Origin of the sequence: Hypericibacter adhaerens (genome assembly GCF_008728835.1) — a bacterium.
Lineage (GTDB): Bacteria > Pseudomonadota > Alphaproteobacteria > Dongiales > Dongiaceae > Hypericibacter > Hypericibacter adhaerens.
Genome location: NZ_CP042582.1, coordinates 1346250 through 1363547 on the forward strand (window position 1 = coordinate 1346250; position 17298 = coordinate 1363547).

Annotated in this window: 15 protein-coding genes; 9 read left to right on the plus strand and 6 right to left on the minus strand. The window is 69.5% G+C overall.

The features are described 5' to 3' along the window. The first annotated feature begins 73 nt into the window (after positions 1-73). The 6 genes from FRZ61_RS05925 (at position 74) to FRZ61_RS05950 (ending at position 6612) form a co-directional block, all read left to right on the plus strand. Positions 74-850 carry a sulfite exporter TauE/SafE family protein gene (locus tag FRZ61_RS05925; RefSeq protein ID WP_151115684.1) on the plus strand — a complete coding sequence of 259 codons (777 nt, stop codon included), beginning with the start codon at positions 74-76 and terminating at the stop codon, positions 848-850. A gap of 27 nt (positions 851-877) precedes the next feature. After that, entirely contained in the window at positions 878-1789 is a 912-nt protein-coding gene (locus FRZ61_RS05930) for a DMT family transporter (protein WP_151115686.1), read from the plus strand. A gap of 55 nt (positions 1790-1844) precedes the next feature. Further along, positions 1845-3251: an FAD-linked oxidase C-terminal domain-containing protein gene (locus tag FRZ61_RS05935; RefSeq protein WP_151115688.1), complete on the plus strand. Its 1407-nt coding sequence runs from the start codon at positions 1845-1847 to the stop codon at positions 3249-3251. A gap of 139 nt (positions 3252-3390) precedes the next feature. Beyond that, a complete protein-coding gene (locus tag FRZ61_RS05940) occupies positions 3391-4623 on the plus strand; it encodes an acyl-CoA dehydrogenase family protein (RefSeq protein ID WP_151115690.1) in 1233 nt (410 codons plus the stop codon). Positions 4624-4625: 2 nt separating this feature from the next. Beyond that, a complete protein-coding gene (locus FRZ61_RS05945; RefSeq protein WP_151115692.1) occupies positions 4626-5759 on the plus strand; it encodes an acyl-CoA dehydrogenase family protein in 1134 nt (377 codons plus the stop codon). A gap of 40 nt (positions 5760-5799) precedes the next feature. After that, the gene (locus FRZ61_RS05950; RefSeq protein WP_151115694.1) at positions 5800-6612 is read left to right on the plus strand and encodes an enoyl-CoA hydratase-related protein; all 813 of its coding nucleotides are present in this window, start codon (positions 5800-5802) and stop codon (positions 6610-6612) included. 53 nt (positions 6613-6665) lie between these two features. Here the strand turns inward: FRZ61_RS05950 and FRZ61_RS05955 are convergent, their stop codons facing one another. Further along, positions 6666-6893, minus strand: a complete 228-nt coding sequence (locus tag FRZ61_RS05955) for a DUF4169 family protein (protein ID WP_151115695.1) — start codon at positions 6891-6893, stop codon at positions 6666-6668. A 149-nt stretch (positions 6894-7042) separates the two neighbouring features. Between FRZ61_RS05955 and FRZ61_RS05960 the strand changes: the two genes are divergently transcribed. The 3 genes from FRZ61_RS05960 (at position 7043) to FRZ61_RS05970 (ending at position 13094) form a co-directional block, all read left to right on the plus strand. Further along, the gene (locus tag FRZ61_RS05960) at positions 7043-11275 is read left to right on the plus strand and encodes an AsmA family protein (protein WP_151115697.1); all 4233 of its coding nucleotides are present in this window, start codon (positions 7043-7045) and stop codon (positions 11273-11275) included. Between the two features lie 102 nt (positions 11276-11377). Beyond that, on the plus strand, positions 11378-11575 hold the full coding sequence (locus tag FRZ61_RS05965; protein WP_151115699.1) for a heavy-metal-associated domain-containing protein: 198 nt from the start codon (positions 11378-11380) through the stop codon (positions 11573-11575). Beyond that, positions 11556-13094, plus strand: coding sequence for a multicopper oxidase family protein (locus FRZ61_RS05970; RefSeq protein ID WP_225309144.1), 1539 nt, complete (start codon positions 11556-11558; stop codon positions 13092-13094). Before FRZ61_RS05965 ends, FRZ61_RS05970 begins: the two co-directional genes overlap by 20 nt. Here the strand turns inward: FRZ61_RS05970 and FRZ61_RS05975 are convergent. From FRZ61_RS05975 to FRZ61_RS05995, 5 genes are all read right to left on the minus strand, one after another. After that, positions 13087-13338, minus strand: a complete 252-nt coding sequence (locus FRZ61_RS05975; RefSeq protein ID WP_151115701.1) for a ribbon-helix-helix domain-containing protein — start codon at positions 13336-13338, stop codon at positions 13087-13089. The two genes, FRZ61_RS05970 and FRZ61_RS05975, sit on opposite strands and share 8 nt — an antisense overlap. 14 nt (positions 13339-13352) lie before the next feature. Then, positions 13353-14747 (minus strand): class II fumarate hydratase, encoded by a 1395-nt coding sequence (fumC, locus tag FRZ61_RS05980; protein ID WP_151115703.1) that lies wholly within the window; start codon positions 14745-14747, stop codon positions 13353-13355. Between the two features lie 223 nt (positions 14748-14970). Then, positions 14971-15369, minus strand: coding sequence for a TfoX/Sxy family protein (locus tag FRZ61_RS05985; RefSeq protein ID WP_151115705.1), 399 nt, complete (start codon positions 15367-15369; stop codon positions 14971-14973). Beyond that, entirely contained in the window at positions 15366-16223 is an 858-nt protein-coding gene (locus tag FRZ61_RS05990) for a glycosyltransferase family 2 protein (protein ID WP_151115707.1), read from the minus strand. The genes FRZ61_RS05985 and FRZ61_RS05990 overlap by 4 nt, the downstream gene beginning before the upstream one ends. Next, a complete protein-coding gene (locus tag FRZ61_RS05995) occupies positions 16220-17281 on the minus strand; it encodes a glycosyltransferase family 2 protein (RefSeq protein ID WP_151115709.1) in 1062 nt (353 codons plus the stop codon). Before FRZ61_RS05995 ends, FRZ61_RS05990 begins: the two co-directional genes overlap by 4 nt. Between the last annotated feature and the right edge of the window lie 17 nt (positions 17282-17298).

Here is a 17298-nt window from a genome sequence, read left to right on the forward strand (position 1 = left end):
ATCCCCGCTTTCGCGGGGATGACGTAGAGGAAGGCGCGGGGTGAGGGCTCAAACATAGGTCGCTTCCCATTCCATGACGGCCCTGCTCGCAGACACCAACGGCTGGCTGCTCGCCTTCAGCCTCGTCTGCGTGCTGGGTGCCGCGGTCGTGCGCGGCTTCGCCGGATTCGGCTTCTCGCTGCTCTCCATCACGGCACTCTCGCTGGTGCTGAAGCCGGCCGAGATCGTGCCTTCGATCTTCATGCTGGAGGTGGCGGCGAGCCTGCCGCTCCTGCCCGGCATCTGGCGCGACGTGCATTGGCGGTCGATCGGCTGGCTGCTGCTGGGCTATGTGGTGCTGGTGCCGGCGGGGGTCTGGCTCCTGGCCAACGCGCCGGTGGCGCCGATGAAGCTGGCGCTGGGCCTGTTCGTGATCGCGACCGCGGCCCTGCTGCTCAAGGGTTTCGCGCTCCAGCAGATGCCGAACCGGGCGGCGACGCTCGCCGTGGGCGGCGCCAGCGGGATCCTCAACGGCGCCTTCGGCATCGGCGGTCCGCCGGTGGTGCTGTTCTATTTCAGCTCGCCCGCCGGGGCGACCGCGGGCCGGGCCTCGGTTATCGCCTTCTTCATCGCGACCGACCTGCTGGGGCTCGCCTTCCAGGCGCGCGAGGGGCTGATCACCGAGACCAGCTTCTGGCGCTTCCTCCTGTTCCTGCCGCCGCTCCTGATCGGCGTGTGGATCGGCAATCGCGGCTTCAAATCAGCCGACCCGGCACTCTTCCGCCGGATCGTGCTATGGCTCCTGGTGCTGCTGGCAGCGCTGACGGCAGGGCAGGGGCTGCTGCAGCTCTGGGGTGAGCCTTCGATCTGACGGAGTGGCATGATGCGGTGGCGGCGGATGGGTGGGGTTTCCGGACCCCCGGCGGCTACCCGAGGCCGGTTTCAGGCCGATCTGCTTGCGGGCCTCGCACCCCTGATCTTCCTGCTGCTCTGGTCCTCCGGATTCGGCGTCGCCAAGGCCGGCCTCAGGCATGCCGAGCCGCTGACCTTCCTGTCGCTGCGCTACGGCATCATCGTTCTGCTGTTCCTGCCGATTTTCCTGATCCTGCGGCCGCGGCTGCCGGCGACCCGCAAGGCGTGGCTGCATATCGCCGTGGTCGGGTTCCTGATCCAGTCGGTCTATTTCGGCCTGGCCTGGATCGGGTTGGGGCTGGGCGTGTCGGCCGGGGTCGCGGCGGTCATTTCCTCGACGCAGCCGCTGCTGGTCGCCCTGATGGCGCCGCGGATCGCGAAGGAGCGCGTCGGCGCGTTGCGCTGGGTCGGGCTCCTGCTGGGGGCGGCGGGCGCCGTTATCGTGATTGCCGCCAGCGCCTCCTTCAGCACCGATCTCGATATCGGGATCCTCTGCTGCGCCGTGGCGACGCTCGGCATGGCGGGCGGCACCCTCTATCAGAAGCGCTTCGTGACCGAGGCCCATCCGGTCGTGGTCAATCTGGTGCATTACGCCGTCGGCTTCGTCACCATCGCGCCGCTGGCGCTCGGCTTCGACAGCATGAAGATCGACTGGACGCCGGACTTCATCCTCTCGCTGGGCTGGATCGTCGCCGCCAATTCGGTCCTCGCCATCTCCCTGCTGCTTTTCATGATCAACCGCAGCGAGGCCTCGCGCATTTCCGCACTGTTCTTCCTGGTGCCGCCGATGGCCGCGCTGTTCGGCTGGCTGCTGCTGGGCGAAACCCTGACGCTCACGGCCTGTGCCGGCATGGCCATCGCCGTGGCGGGCGTCTGGCTGGTTTCCCGGTCGGCGTAAGCGGCTCGGAATGGCCCGTTGCCTCGGCCTTGCCCGGGGCATTAGGCTCGGGCCCATGAACGCTCCCGACGCCGTCCCGCCCTCCGCCTCGCGCCTGCCGGCCGAGCTTCGCGCCGAGCTGTCGGCGCTTCTGGGCGACCGCTTCACCCTGTCGGCCTCCGTGCGCACGCAGCACGGCAAGGACGAGTCCTATCACCCCTCGGTGCCGCCCGACGGCGTCGCCTTCGCCCGCTCGACCGAGGAGGTGGCGGCGATCGTCAAGGCCTGCGCGCGCCATCATGTGCCGGTGATCCCCTTCGGCACCGGCACCTCGCTCGAAGGCCATGTGGCGGCGCTGCGCGGCGGGGTCACCATCGACCTCTCGCAGATGAACCGCATCCTCGCCGTGCACGAGGGCGATCTCGACGTCCAGATCGAGGCGGGCGTCACGCGCAAGCAGCTCAATGCGCATCTGCGCGACCTGGGCCTGTTCTTCCCGATCGACCCCGGTGCCGATGCCAGCCTCGGCGGCATGGCGGCGACCCGGGCCTCGGGCACCAACGCCGTGCGCTACGGCACCATGCGCGAGAACGTGCTGGGCCTCACGGTCGTGCTCTCCGACGGCAGCGTCATCAGGACCGGCGGCCGCGCCCGCAAATCGGCGGCGGGCTACGACCTCACGCGCGTCTTCGTGGGCTCCGAAGGCACGCTCGGCGTCATCACCGAGGTGACGCTCCGGCTCTACGGCATCCCGCAGGCGATCTCGGCGGCGGTGACGCCGTTCCCGACCATCGAGGCTGCGGTCAACACGGTGATCGAGACGATCCAGTCGGGCATCCCGGTCGCGCGGATCGAGCTCCTCGACGAGGTCCAGCTCGATGCCGTCAACCGTTATGCCAAGCTCGACTATGCCGTCCAGCCGACCCTGTTCTTCGAGTTCCACGGCACCGAGGCCGGCGTGGCCGAGCAGGTCGAGATGGTGAAGGCCATCGCCTCCGGCCATGGCGGCGGCGAATTCCGCTGGGCGACCCAGGCGGAGGACCGCAACAAGCTCTGGCAGGCGCGCCACAACGCCTATTACGCGGCGCTCGCCCTGCGCCCCGGCGCCAAGGGCATGGCGACCGACGTCTGCGTCCCGATCTCGCGGCTCGCGGATTGCGTCAGCGAGACCAAGCGCGACATCGAGGAGAACGGCGTGCTGGCGCCGATCGTGGGCCATGTCGGCGACGGCAATTTCCACCTGACCTGCATCTTCGATCCCGCGGACCGGGCCGAGACGGCGAAGATCGAGGCGCTCAACGGGCGCCTGGTGCGTCGCGCGCTCGCCATGGGCGGCACCTGCACCGGCGAGCATGGGGTGGGCTATGGCAAGATCGATTTCGTCGAGGCCGAGCATGGCCCGGCGGTCGAGGCGATGCGCCGCCTCAAGCGCGCCTTCGATCCGGACAACATCATGAATCCGGGCAAAATCCTCCGAATCTAGGATGACAGGCCCGGCGCCTCCTCTTCGGCGGAGAAGGCGATCGGCGCAGAACCAGGCTAGCTTGGCTCCCGCCTCCGCGCAGCGGAGGAAGAGACAAGGAAGAACCGACAAAAGTCGGAACCACAGGGAAGGGCGACCGATGATCGAGAATGACGGCTATGGCGGTGGCTGGCTCGAGGCGCGGCCGGGTCTCAAGGCCTTTCGCGACGAGGTCCGCGGCTTCATCCGCTCGCACCTGCCGGAGGAGATCCGCCGCCTGGTCGCCGCCGAGACCATGGAGCTGCCGCGCGACTATATCCTGCGCTGGCACCGGATGCTGTACGAGAAGGGCGGCTGGAGCTGCCCCAACTGGCCGGCGGCGCATGGCGGGCCAGGCTGGAGCTTCGCGCAGCAATTCATCTTCGAGCGCGAGCTGGCGCTGGCCGACGCGCCGCGATCAGCCTCCTTCGGCGTCAACCTGCTGGGGCCGACGCTGATCGAATATGCCAGCCCGGAGCAGAAGGCGCGCTTCCTGCCGATGATCCTCAAGGGCGAGGCGCTCTGGTGCCAGGGTTTCTCCGAGCCCAATGCCGGTTCCGACCTGGCCTCGCTCAAGACCCGCGCCGAGCTGGCCGGCGGTCCTGGGGGCGATCATTACGTCATCAACGGCACCAAGATCTGGACGACCGAGGCGCACATCGCCGACTGGATGTTCGGCCTGTTCCGCACCGACGGCAGCGGCAAGAAGCAGCAGGGCATCACCTTCCTGCTGCTCGACATGAAATCGCCCGGCATCAGCATCCGTCCGATCCGCACCTTCGACGGCGGCCATGAGGTGAACCAGGTCTTCTTCGACAACGTGAAGGTACCGGTCGGCCAGCGCATCGGCGAGGAGCATAAGGGCTGGGGCATCGCCAAATATCTGCTGAGCCTGGAGCGTTTCGGCATCGCCGAGGTGTCCCGGTCGCTGCAGACGCTGAGCCGCCTCAAGGAGATTCTGCGGCGTCCGCGCGCCGACGGATCGAGCCTGCTGGCCGACAGCGGCTTCGGCACGCGGCTTGCCGCGACCGAGATCAAGCTCAAGGCGCTCGAGGCCATGGAACGCCGGGTGCTGTTCGGGCCTGGCGGACCGGAGTCCCTGGGGCCGGAGGCCTCGATCCTCAAGGTCATGGGCACCGAAGTTCAGCAGGGCCTGCTCGAGTTGCAGGTCGATGCGGTGGCGCTGGGAGCGGCGCCCGACATCCCGGCCGAAAGCCAGGACGCGCCCAACCTGCCGCCCGAAGCCCGCTACGCCGCGCGCGCCTTCTTCAACATGCGCAAGACCTCGATCTATGGCGGGTCGAACGAAATCCAGAGGAACATCCTGACCAAAGCCGTGCTGGGGCTGGAGTGACCATGCGCATCGATCTGACCGAGGAACAGGGCCTGCTCAGGGACAGCGTCCAGCGCTTCGTGGCCGAACGCTATCCGTTCGATCGCCGCCAGAAGCTGGTGGCTTCGACCGAAGGTTACAGCGAGGAGGATTGGCGGAACTTCGCCGATCTCGGCTGGCTGGGCCTGCCCTTGCCCGAGAGCGCCGGCGGGCTCGGCATGGGACCGGCCGAGGTCGGGCTGGTGATGGAGGCCTTCGGGCGCGGGCTCGTGACCTCGCCCTATCTGGCGACCGTGCTGCTCGGCGCCGGCGTGATCGCCGCAGCCGGCTCGGCCGCGCAGAAGGCGGAGATCCTGCCCCTGGTGGCGGAGGGCCGGCTGAAGCTCACGCTCGCCTATGCCGAGGACGATCGCCAGGACCCTGCCGCGATCGCAGCCAAGGCGGAGCCGGAGGGGGGCGGCTTTGTCCTCAGCGGCGTCAAGACCGCCGTGCCCTATGCCGCCGCGGCCGATCGGATCCTGGTGGCGGCGCGGACCGGCGGACGGGCGGGCGACGCCTCCGGCCTTTCCTTCTTCCTGCTCGACCGCAACCAGCGTGGGCTGGCGCTGCGCGATTATGCCGCCCATGACGGCAGCCGCATCGCCACCCTGCATCTGGACCGGGTCTCGCTTGGGCCGGACCGGCTGGTCGGGGCCAAGGATGGCGCCCTGCCGGTGCTGGAGGCGGTGCTCGACCAGGCGCGTGCCGCGCTCTGCGCCGAGGCCTCTGGCGTCGCCACGGCGGTCTATGAGAAGACGCTCGCCTATTTCAAGACGCGCGAGCAGTTCGGGAAGCTCATCGGCAGCTTCCAGGCGCTGCAGCATCGCCTCGCCGATGTCTATATGAAGAGCGAGCTGCTGCAGTCGGCAGCCCTCGATGCCGCCGAGGCCGCGGCGCTCGGCGATTCCCGGGCCCGTGCGGCCGGCGTCTCCGCCGCCAAGTCGCTGGTGGGAACGCTCGGGCGCGAGATCGGCAAGGAGGGCGTCCAGCTTCATGGCGGCATCGGCATGACCTGGGACTACGAGGCCGGCCATTACCTGAAGCGTCTCACCTTCATCGATCTCGCCTACGGCGATTCGCACTGGCATCTGGAGCGCTACCGGCGCCTCACGATGTAACGGGTCGCCTTTCCGCCACCGCCCTGGGGATGACAGCAGCATGACGGACGATATCGTTCTGACACGGCGCAACGGCGCGGTGCTGGAGATCACGCTGAACCGGCCGAAGGCCAACGCCATCAACCGCGCCATGAGCCGCGCGATCTACCGGGCGGCGAAGCAGCTCCAGGACGACCCCGCCTTGAGCGTGGGCATCATCACGGCGGCCGGGGATCGCGTCTTCTGCGCCGGCTGGGACCTGAAGGAGGAGGCGGTCAGCTACGATCCGGCCGCCGATTCCGACCCCGAGCAGGGCAGCGGGCCCGGGGGCTTCGCCGGCATCACGGAATATTGGCGCCTGACCAAGCCGATGGTGGCGGCCGTCAATGGCGCGGCCGTGGGCGGCGGCTTCGAGATCGCCATCGCCTGCGACGTCATCATCATGGCGGAGACGGCGTTCTTCTCGTTGCCCGAGATGCAGCGCGGCATCATTCCCGACGGCGGCGCCATCCAGCGCCTGCCGCGGCTCATCCCCTACAATGTCGCGAAGGAGCTGCTGCTGACCGGGCGGCGCATGGAGCCGGACGAGGCCCTGCGCTGGGGGCTGGTGCACAAGGTCGTGCCCCAGGCGGCCCTGATGGAGGAGGCGCGCGCCAAGGCCGCCGAGATCGCGAAGGGCGCGCCGCTCGCGCTGCAATCGATCAAGGAGGTGCTGCTGGCGATCGACGGGATGGGGCTGCCGGCGGCGATGAAGAAGACCAAAGCCGGCCATAGCGGGCTCGACTATTACGAGCGGCTCTGGCGTTCGGAGGACATGAAGGAAGGCATGCGGGCCTTCGCCGAGAAACGCGATCCGGTCTGGAAGGGGCGGTGAGCCTGCGCCGCGATGGCCGGCACCGCCGGCCCATCGCCCCGGCCTCCTGATCCTCAATCTGGCGTCTTGTCCCCGTCCTCGGCGCCGCTCGTCGCCGCCGGGCTGCCGCCTTCGAGGCGCTTGCCCTCGAGGTCGCGGCCGGTCCGGTCGCGCTCGGCCTTCATCTCCAAGAGTTCCGCCTTGGATCGGCCGTATTTGCCTCGATTTGCCGCGGCGGCGCGCTTCTCTTCGCGGCTCTGTCGCGCCTTGCGAAATTTGTTTAGATTGACGACGTCGCCCATGGCCGCCTTTGCCCTGGTGTCACGGCTACCGGAAGCTGTCCCCCCGGCAGCCCGGACCATCGGAATCATGAGGCAAGCCTAGCGCAAAGCCACCTCGCCCGGAAGGGGAGCGCCCGCCCCCGACACTCCCACCCCGCACGAGAGTCGAAATGACGAAGAAAATCCTGATCGCAGTCGGTGCCCTCCTGGTGCTGGCGGTCGCCGCCGTCCTGGTGGTGCCGAGCTTCATCGACTGGAACGGGTACAAGGCGCAGATTGAATCCGAGGCGCGCAAGGCGACGGGGCGCGATCTCAGCATCGACGGCGACATCTCGCTGGCGCTGCTGCCGGCGCCGAAGCTGTCGGTCGAGGGGGTGCGCTTCGCCAATGCCGAAGGCGGCAGCGCCCCCGACATGGCGACGCTCGAATCCCTCGATGTCCGCGTCGCGCTGATGCCGCTCCTGAGCGGCAAGATCCAGGTCACCAGCCTGACGCTGGTGAAGCCGACGGTTCTCCTCGAGAAGCTGCCCGACGGGCATGGGAACTGGGAGATCGCGCCCGCCGGCCAGGCGGCCCCGGCGCCGAGCGAGGCCGCGCACGAGGGCAGCTCCGGCACGGGCGGGCTCGCGCTCTCCTTCGACAGCGTGCGGATCGAGAACGGCACCTTCATCTATCGCGATGCCGCGGCGGGCTCCGAGCAGAAGCTCGAGGCGCTCGATTCCGAGATCCATGTGGGCTCCCTCTCAGGTCCCTTCGATGCGACCGGCACCGCCACCTATCAGGGGATCAAGGCGCGCTTCGAGGCGAATGCCGGCGCCCTCAATGCCGGGCAGCCCGCCACGGTGCGGCTGAAGCTGGGGCTGGGCGATCCGGAATCCACGCTCGAGTTCGCCGGCATGGTGACGACCGCCTCGGAGACGGGACCCCACCTGACCGGCAAGCTCTCGGCCGGCGGCAACGATCTGAGCGCGCTCCTGAAGACGGTCTCGCCCGACAGCGGATCGAACGCGCTGATGAAGCAGAAATTCGCCCTGTCGGCCGATATCGACGCCGGCGCGCAAGGCGGCAGCGCCAAGAACCTGACTCTGGCGCTGGGCGATCAGCAGGCGACGGGCGAAGCGACGGCCGAGCTGGGCGAACTGATCAAGGCCAAGCTCACCTTGTCGCTGCCGGGGCTCGATCTGGACAAGCTGATGGCCTCGGCGGCGCCTGCCGCGCCGGCCGATCAGGGCCAGGCCCAGCAGGCGGCGGCACCCGTGCCGCAGACGCGGGGCCCCAGCTTCGCCATCCCGCAGAACATCCAGGCCGATATCGATCTCGGCATCGAGGCGATCAGCTACAACAGCGGCGTCGTCAACAAGGTGCGGATGGTGGCCCAGGTCGCCAATGGCGAGATGTCCTTGACGCGCTTCAATGCCAGCCTGCCGGGCGGCTCGGATGTGGCGCTCGCCGGCAAGCTCGCCGCGGTCGAGGGGGTGCCCAGCTTCGCCGGCACGCTCGAGCTCCATTCCGACAATCTGCGCAGCCTGCTCGAATGGCTGAAGGTGGCGATGCCCGCCATGCCGCCCGACCGTTTGCGCAAGCTCTCGCTCTCCTCGCGGGTCACGGCGACGCCGAGCCAGCTCCAGATCGCGGAGATGGATCTGCGCTTCGATTCCTCGCGGGTCGCGGGCGGCGTCGTGGTGGCGCTGCCGAACGGCGAGCGCAAGGTGCCGGGGCTCGGCATCGGTCTTGCCATCGACAAGATCAATCTCGACGCCTATCTGCCGCCCGAGGCGGCCGGCAGCGGGACGGGCACGCAACCGGCGCCGACGCAGCCGGCCACGACGGACAACAACAACCAGGCGGCGACCCAGCCGGCCGATGCCGCCAAGGCGCCGCCCTCGGGCGGCCTGCCGCTGGATGCGCTGAAGCCGCTGGCGGGGCTCAACGCCAATGTCGAGCTCAAGGTCGGCAGCCTGACCATGAACGACCAGACCGCCAAGGGCGTGCATCTCGATGCCACGCTGCAGGGCGGGACGCTTACGCTGCGCGATGTGAGCGTGAAGGATTTCGCCGGCGGGTCCGGCAATCTCTCCGGCACGGTCGCCAATCTGGCGACGCAGCCGACGCTCGACAGCCAGTTCAACCTCAAGGTGGCCGACGCCACCCGCGTGCTGCAGTTCGCGGGCATGGAGAATCCGCCGCAGAAGCTGGGCAAGCTCGCCTTCACCGGCAAGCTCTCGGGCGGCGGGCAGCAGGTGGCTTATGACATCGCCTTCGACATCGCCGGCATCGGCGCCAACGGCAAGGCCACGGGCACGGCGAGCGGGCTCGGCGCCGGCATCCCCAAGGTCGACACCGATTTCGCGCTGACGGCCAAGAATGCCGGGCCGCTCCTGGAGATGGCGGGGCTCGCGGGCGCCTCGGGCGCCAAGCTGGGCCAGCTCGATTTTTCCGGCACGGCCAAGAGCGGCGACGACCAGATCACCTACAACGCGGCCCTGGCGCTGGCCGGTATCTCGGGCAAGGGCAGCTTCAACGGCGCGGTCTCGGGCCTGACCGGCACGCCGCATGTCGACACCCAGATCGACGTCTCGGCGGATAAGCCGGCGGCGCTCCTGGCCCTCTTCGGTATCGACGGGCCGACGGCGGCGAAGCTCGGCGCCCTGTCGATCAAGGGGACGCTCAAGGGCGGCGCCGACGACATGGCGCTCAACCTGGCGCTGGGCGGGCTCGGCGGCAGCGCCACGCTCCAAGGCGGCATCAAGGCGATGGCCGCACCGCCCAGCTTCAACCTGGTCATGACCGCCAACCATCCCGAGATGCGCCAGCTCGCGGCCGCCTTCGCCCCCGACGCGGCCCCCGGCAATGCCAGCCTCGGGCCCCTGAGCCTGTCGGCCACGGCGACCGGTACCACGCAGGATGCCAAGGTCACCGATCTCTCGCTCAAGATGGGCCCGAGCGATCTCGCCGGCACATTGGATTATGTGGCGCCCCCGGACGGGCGCCCGACGCTGACGGCCAACCTCACCAGCACGATGTTCGACATCTCGCCCTTCGTGCCCGCCTCGAAAGGCGGCGGTGGCGATGCCAACAAGAAGAACGCCCCGGCCGGGGACCGCTGGTCGAAGGCGCCGCTCGATCTCTCGGCGCTCGACACCCTGGATGCCGACGTGACGGCCAAGGCGCAGCATTTCGTGATGAACGACACGAAGATCGACAATCTCGATGCGCATGTGACGCTCAAGAACGGCACGCTCGTCATCGACAAGTTCACCGGCAATACCTACGGCGGCGCGGTCGATCTGGCGGGCACGTTGGTGGGCCACGGCACGCCCACCTTCCAGGGCCGGCTCTCGGGCACCAATCTCAGCAGCAGCGAGCTGATGGGATCGGGGCTGCTCGCCGACCGCATCACCGGCCCGGTCTCCGTCACCACCGACCTCAATGCCGCGGGCGCCTCGATGTCGGAGATGGTCTCCAACCTCAACGGCAACGGCAACGTCAATGGCGACATCACGGTCTTGAGCAAGATCGAGCAGCAGGTGGGCTCGGTCGGCCTCAATCTCCTGGGCGCGCTCGCCCAGCAGAAGCTGGGCGGGGTCGGCACGCAGATCCAGGGGCTGACCCAGATCGCGGATACCGCCTACCGTTCCTTCACCGGCGTGCCCAACAGCCTTACCGGCGATTTCCTGATCCGGAACGGCAAGGTCACCACGGACAACCTGGCACTCGCCAATTCGAACGCGCGCGCGCTGGCGCAAGGGGCCGCCGACCTGCCGGCCTGGACGCTCGATTTCCTGGCGACGATCTTCCGCGCGCCCGATCTCAACCAGCCCTTCCTGCAGCTCAACCTGAACGGCCTGCTCGACCAGCCCAACACCAAGTTCAAGGCGTTCCAGGGCACCAATGCGAGCGCGCCCGCCGCCAGCGACCTGCTGCAGCAGGTGCTGCCCAGCGGCACGAGCAACAGCGGCACGCAGAAACCGGCCAACATCTGGCAGCAGATCCTCCCGGGCGTGCTCGGCACCGGGCAATCGGGCGGCGGTTCCGGCACCGGCACGCCGGCGGCGATCCCGGACCAGACGGCACCTGAGCCGGGGTCGGGCGGGCTCACCACCGCACCGGCGACGGCCGTGCCCGACAGCGGCAGCGCGACACCGCCGGCCGCGAACGACAATTCGACGGCCGCGCCCGGCGCCTCCGGGCTCACCAACCCGCCCGCGACGACCGACACGGCGCCGGCGCAACCCGACAATTCGGCCCCCGACAGCTCGACGGAGGAACCGACGGGCGAACCCGGGGCGGGCGGGCTGGGGGGCAGCAGCCAGAACAATCGGCAGCCGGCCCAGCCGAACAGCGCGCTCAACAAGGTCCTTCAGGGAATCCTGCAGCCGCCCACGCAGCAACAGCAGCAATGAGAAGCATTCGCCCGTGCGGCATTTTTGCCGGCCGGGCCGCTTGACCTTGCCACGGGGGCAAGCCCCATCTCTGTTCCATCGAACAGCGTGGGAGCGACGGTCATGTTGAGATTCAAGGTCGAATCGATGAGCTGCAGCCACTGCGTCCGCACCATCGAGACGGCGCTGCGCAAGCTGGCACCCCAGGGTGCCGTCACGGTGGATCTGGACCGCCAGGAGGTCTCTCTGGCGGCCGACATCGACGCCGCCGCGGCGATCGCCGCGATGAAGGCGGTGGGCTATGACGCGGCGGTTCTCTGACCGGACGGGCCGCGGCGGAGCGCGCAACCTGGCCTCCCTGTCGCGGCGCCATTTCCTGCAAGGCACGGCCCTGCTGGCCGCCGGTGCCGCGTTCGCCCCGCCGCTGGCCCGCGCCGCGGCCGGCGACCCCGTCGCGCTGCGGGTGACGACGCGCCAGCTCGACATCGCCGGGCGGTCCGCGACCGTGTTCGGGCTGCAGCAGCCCGACGGCCGGCCGGGCCTGATCGCCAGGGTCGGCGAGGATTTCGCGGTCCGGCTGGAGAACGGCCTGACCGATCCGACCCTGGTCCATTGGCATGGGCTGACGCCGCCCTGGCGCGAGGACGGCGTGCCGGGCATCTCGCAGGATCCCCTGGCGCCCGGCGCCGCCCAGGACTACCGCTTCCCCCTGACGCGGTCCGGCACCTTCTGGATGCATTCGCATCTGGGTCTCCAGGAGCAGCAGCTTCTGGCGGCACCCCTGATCGTGCAGGAAGCCTCGCCGCAGGACGAGCAGGAGGTCGTGCTGCTGCTGCACGACTTCTCCTTCCGCGCGCCCGAGGAGATCCTGGCCGGGCTCCAGGCGGGTACGAGGGGCGGTCCTGGCATGAGCATGTCGGGAGACGGTGCCTGGACCATGGATCACTCGTCCATGGACCATGGCTCGATGCCCGGCATGAGCATGGATGGCGGCGCCATGGGATCGATGACGATGTCCGGCGGCATGACGATGGACATCAACGACATCGAGCACGACGCCTATCTGGCCAACGACCGCACTCTCGACGATCCCGAGCTGGTCGCGGTCGAACGCGGCGGGCGCGTTCGCCTGCGCATCATCAATGGCGCGGCCTCGACCGGCTTCACGATCGATCTGGGCGCCGTCGAAGGCGAGCTGATCGCGGTCGACGGCCATGCGATCCTTCCGGTCAAGGGACGGCGTTTCCCGATCGCGATCGCGCAGCGGCTCGACATCCGGTTGTCGCTGCCGGCAGACGGGAGCGCGGTGCCGGTGCTGGCCTTGCGCGAAGGCGCCCTGCAGCGCGCGGGCGTGATCCTTCAGCCGCCGGGGGCGGCGGTCGCCAGGATCGCGCCGGTCGGCGATGTGGCAGCGCCCGTGCTCGATCTGGCGTTCGAACGGACCCTGCGCAGCGCCGCGCCCCTCACGCCGCGCCCCGCCGACCGGGCGCTGACGCTGGCCCTGACCGGCAGCATGGCGGGCTATCGCTGGGGGCTCGCCGCTTCGAGCGGCGCCGGACCCTTAACGGCACGGGACGGCGAACGGATCGAGGTCGCCCTGGTCAACCAGACCATGATGGCGCATCCGATGCATCTGCACGGCCATATGTTCCAGGTCGTCGCCATCGACGGCGAGCGGCTGGCGGGCGCGGTGCGCGACACCGTGCTGGTGCCGCCGGGCCGGAGCGTCGGCATCGCCTTCGATGCGGACAATCCGGGACGCTGGGCGTTCCATTGCCATCACATGTATCACATGGCGGCGGGCATGATGACGACCCTCGCCTATGAGGGCATCACCTAGGTTCGACCGCTTCGAGCACGAAGACGCGCACGGCGCTCGAGAGATTGCCGGCGGGCTCGTCCCGCTCGGCGCGGTCGCGGTCGATCTGCTCGATCAGCGCGCCGACCGCGAGGCCGCGGGCCGCGGCGATCTTCTGCAGCCGGTGCCAGAAGGCGTCCTCGAGCGTGAGGCTGGTGCGATGCCCGGCGATGGTGACCGAATGCTTGCGCAGCCTGCCGCTGCCGGTCCCGCCGCCGGGCGCCATGGGACGGCTGGCTCTCAGCGCGGTCCCAGCATGTCCTGCGGCCGCACCAGCTTGTCGAACTGCTCGCCCGTCAGCAGCTTCAGCGCCACGGCCGCTTCGCGCAGGCTGGTGCCCTCGGCATGCGCCTTCTTCGCCACCTTGGCCGCATTGTCGTAGCCGATATGCGGGTTGAGCGCCGTCACCAGCATCAGCGACTGCTCGAGCTGCTGCTGGATGCGGGCCTTGTTGGCGGTGATGCCGATCACGCAATTGTCGGCGAAGCTGCGGCAGGCGTCGGCGATGAGCTGGCCCGACTGCAAGACGTTGTGGATGATCACCGGCTTGAAGACGTTGAGCTCGAGATGGCCGTTGCTGCCGGCGACCGTGACGGCGACGTTGTTGCCCATCACCTGGCAGGCGACCATGGTCAGGGCCTCGGCCTGGGTCGGGTTGACCTTGCCCGGCATGATCGAGGAGCCGGGCTCGTTCTCGGGCAGATGGATCTCGCCGATGCCGGAGCGGGGCCCCGAGCCCAGGAGCCGGATGTCGTTGGCGATCTTCATCAGGGAGGTGGCCAGCACGTTGTAGGCGCCCGAGAGCTCGACCAGCGCGTCATGCGCGGCGAGCCCCTCGAACTTGTTCTTGGCCGAGGCGAAGGGGAGGCCGGTCAGCTTCTTCAGCTCCTCGACGAACGCCTTGTCGAAGCCCTTGGCCGCGTTGAGGCCGGTGCCGACGGCGGTGCCGCCCTGCGCCACCTGGTGGAGCCGCGGGAAGGTCGCCTTCACCCGGTCGATGCCGTTGCGGATCTGCTGGGCATAGCCGCCGAACTCCTGGCCCAGCGTGACGGGCGTCGCGTCCTGGAGATGGGTGCGGCCGATCTTGATGATCTTGGCGAACTCCTTCGCCTTGGCCTCGAGCGCCTTGGCCAGATGGTCGAGCGCCGGCAGCACGGCGTCGTGGGCCTGGCGGGCGGCCGCGACATGCATCGCGGTCGGGAAGCTGTCGTTCGAGGACTGGCCGTAATTGACCTGGTCGTTCGGATGGATCGGCTTCTTGTCGCCGCGCTTGCCGCCCAGCATCTCGTTGGCGCGGTTGGCGATGACCTCGTTGGCGTTCATGTTGGTCTGGGTACCGGAACCGGTCTGCCAGACCACGAGCGGGAAATGATCGTCGAGCTTGCCCGCCGCGACCTCGCCCGCGGCCTCGACGATCGCCTTGCCCAGCTTCTTGTCGAGCTTGCCGAGCTTCATGTTGGCGAGCGCCGCCGCCTGCTTCAGCAGCCCGTAGGCATGGACCAGGGGGATCGGCATGCGCTGCCCGCCGATGCGGAAATTCTCGAGCGAACGCTGGGTCTGGGCGCCCCACAGCCTGTCGTCGGGCACCGCCACATTGCCCATCGAATCGCTTTCCAGGCGGGTCTTGGTCGTCATGCGTCGCTCCTTGAAAAGGCCCCTTCCGCGGGAACGGGCTCGGCCGTCCCTCTCGCGCCGGCTTCTTCTAGCGGCAATCGGGGCCAGGGGAAAGAAGGGGCGGGGCCCGTTCTGTCCCTTCCCCCGGAACGGGGGAAGGTTAGGAAGGGGGCTGCGCGGTATCCGATACCGAGTAGCCCCCTCCTTGGTCCTCCCCCGCAGGGCGGGGGAGGAGACAAGAGTTTCAGCGTCGCTTCCGGGCCGTCTTCCTCTTCACAGCCTTCTTCTTCGCCGCCGCCTTCCGTCTCGGTGCCTTCGGCTGGCCGGCCGCGACGGCGGCGGCCTTGGCGCGCTGGGCCCAGGCGCGCAGCGCGTCGCCATCCTCGATGATCTCGTCGGGCAGGCGCCAGAAGGAGAGCGCCACCTCGAGGCCCATCCGCTCATAGGTGAAGGGCTCCGACCCCGCCGCCTCGAAATCGGGGCGGTTGCGGGCATCGACCTTCAGATAGAGCACGTCCTCGGCCAGGATCCCGATCATCCGGCCGTCGAGGAAGAGGCCTTCGCCGCCGAACATGCGGCGCAGGCTCACCTGGCCCAGCAGCGCGAGCTCGTCCTCCAGATAGGTCCCGTAGCCGCTGCTCATGACCCGGTCTCCTCCGGCCGCTGGCGACCGACGCGCCGCAGGAACGGCGCCCGCAGTCCGAACCGCAGGGCGATGAGCGCCATCACCATCAGCGCATCGGGCCTCCCCCCATAATAGCGGCGGAAATAGTGGCGGAAGGCGGCGAGCTTATACCGCTCCACGGCGAGCGGCGGCGCGTCGGAGGAGCCGCCCTCATGCTCGACCGAGATATCCGGCAGGAACCAGACCGTGCCGCCGCGGCCACGCAGGCGCCGGCAGAGATCGATATCCTCGACATGCAGGAAATAGCCCTCGTCGAAACCGCCCAGCGCGCGGAAATCCGCGGCCGGAATGAGGAGGCAGGCGCCGCTGACCGTCGGCATCGGCACCGGGCCCGTGGGCAGCGGCTCGCGATGGCGGTTGAAGCTGCCGAAGCCCAGCGCATCGCCGAGCGCCGTGGCCGGCGTCAGCTCGCCGCGCCGGCCGCCGCGCCGCTCGATCCCGTCGGCGCCGACGAGCCGGGCGCCGGCGAGCCAGGGGCGGGGCTTGCTGGCCATGGCGGCGAACATCCTCGGCAGGCCCTCGGGCGGGAGGATCGCATCGGGGTTGAGGAACAGCAGCCGCTCGCCTTGCGCCTGGGCGGCGGCGCGGTTGCAGGCGGCGGCGAAGCCCAGATTGCGGTCGTTGCGGAGGAGCCGGATCTGGCCGGCTGCTGCGCGCCGCTCCAGCTCGCCGCGGACCGCGGCCGGATTGCCGTTGTCGGCGACCAGGATCTCGCCGAGGCCGGTTTGCGCGCGAAGCGCATCCAGCGCGCGCCAGAGGACCGGTCCCGAATGGTAGGTGACGAGAATGGCGCTGACCGGCACCGCGCTCATGCCTGGCCGTCCTGCCCCGAACCGGACGGCCGCAGCGGCCGCAGCATCGCCCGCCGGGTGAGGAGCGCCAGCGGCGACCAGCTCATGGCGCCGGCGATGCGGGCGACCGGGCTTCGCCGTCGGCGCTGGATCTCGCGCCGGCTGCGCCAGATCGGGCCGAGCCCGGCGACGGCGGCTCTCAATCCGCGCCAGCAGGATGATGCGCGGTTGCGGCTTCCCGGAAGCAAGGCGAGCAGGAGCATGCCGGCGAGGGTGGCGACGTGCAGCGGCAGCAGGGGCCAGAACAGCGGCCCCGGCATGTTCTTCACGAACGCCCAGCTCCGGTTGCGCCAGCCATGGAACAGCGTGAAGTCGCTGCTGCGCCCCGTGGTCGCGGAGCCCGCATGGCGCACCACGGCCGATCCCACCTGCAGCGCGCGATGGCCCTGGAGCCTCAGGCGGAAGGCGAGATCGACATCCTCGACATAGCAGAAGAAGCGCTCGTCGAAGCCGCCGGCGGCCTCGAAAGCGTCGCGGCGATAGAGGGCCGCGGCGGCGCAGGGCCCGAACACCTCGCCCTCGGGTGCCGCACCGGTCACGCGCTGGCCGAAGCCGCCGCGCCAGGGGATCCCGCTCGCGTGATAGACATCGCCCAGCCCGTCCCAGCGCGTCTCGTCGGCGAGCTGGATCTGGGTCGAGCCGAACATGACGAACTCGGGATGGCGGCGGGCGGCCGCCATGAGCCGCTCGAGCCAGTCGGGGGCCGCGACCGCATCGGGATTGAGCAGCGCGATCCAGGGAGAGCGGCTGGCGGCGGCGCCGCGGTTGTTGGCGGCGGCGAATCCCAGATTGGCGCCCAGGGGGAGAAGCCGGAAGGGGACCGGCAGCGGGCCCAGCGCCTCGATCGATCCGTCGGCCGAGCCGTTATCGACGATGATCGCCTCGAAATCGGTCCAGCGCTGCCGCTGCAGGGACGCGATGCAGGCCGCGAGATGGCGCCCGGCATTGTAGGCGACGACGATGACGCAGATGGCGGGGGTGTGGGGCGAGGATGCGGTGGACGCGTCGGCGGCGGACAAGCGGGGCGCTGCCGCCG

Bases quoted from the DNA above. Each gene is read 5' to 3' on its own strand.
- fumC (WP_151115703.1), bottom strand. From the start codon at position 14,747: ATGACGACCAAGACCCGCCTGGAAAGCGATTCGATGGGCAATGTGGCG.
- FRZ61_RS05985 (WP_151115705.1), bottom strand. From the start codon at position 15,369: ATGAGCAGCGGCTACGGGACCTATCTGGAGGACGAGCTCGCGCTGCTG.
- FRZ61_RS05955 (WP_151115695.1), bottom strand. From the start codon at position 6,893: ATGGGCGACGTCGTCAATCTAAACAAATTTCGCAAGGCGCGACAGAGC.
- FRZ61_RS05950 (WP_151115694.1), top strand. From the start codon at position 5,800: ATGACGGACGATATCGTTCTGACACGGCGCAACGGCGCGGTGCTGGAG.
- FRZ61_RS05940 (WP_151115690.1), top strand. From the start codon at position 3,391: ATGATCGAGAATGACGGCTATGGCGGTGGCTGGCTCGAGGCGCGGCCG.
- FRZ61_RS05990 (WP_151115707.1), bottom strand. From the start codon at position 16,223: ATGAGCGCGGTGCCGGTCAGCGCCATTCTCGTCACCTACCATTCGGGA.
- FRZ61_RS05935 (WP_151115688.1), top strand. From the start codon at position 1,845: ATGAACGCTCCCGACGCCGTCCCGCCCTCCGCCTCGCGCCTGCCGGCC.
- FRZ61_RS05930 (WP_151115686.1), top strand. From the start codon at position 878: ATGGGTGGGGTTTCCGGACCCCCGGCGGCTACCCGAGGCCGGTTTCAG.
- FRZ61_RS05960 (WP_151115697.1), top strand. From the start codon at position 7,043: ATGACGAAGAAAATCCTGATCGCAGTCGGTGCCCTCCTGGTGCTGGCG.
- FRZ61_RS05975 (WP_151115701.1), bottom strand. From the start codon at position 13,338: ATGGCGCCCGGCGGCGGGACCGGCAGCGGCAGGCTGCGCAAGCATTCG.
- FRZ61_RS05970 (WP_225309144.1), top strand. From the start codon at position 11,556: ATGACGCGGCGGTTCTCTGACCGGACGGGCCGCGGCGGAGCGCGCAAC.
- FRZ61_RS05945 (WP_151115692.1), top strand. From the start codon at position 4,626: ATGCGCATCGATCTGACCGAGGAACAGGGCCTGCTCAGGGACAGCGTC.
- FRZ61_RS05925 (WP_151115684.1), top strand. From the start codon at position 74: ATGACGGCCCTGCTCGCAGACACCAACGGCTGGCTGCTCGCCTTCAGC.
- FRZ61_RS05965 (WP_151115699.1), top strand. From the start codon at position 11,378: ATGTTGAGATTCAAGGTCGAATCGATGAGCTGCAGCCACTGCGTCCGC.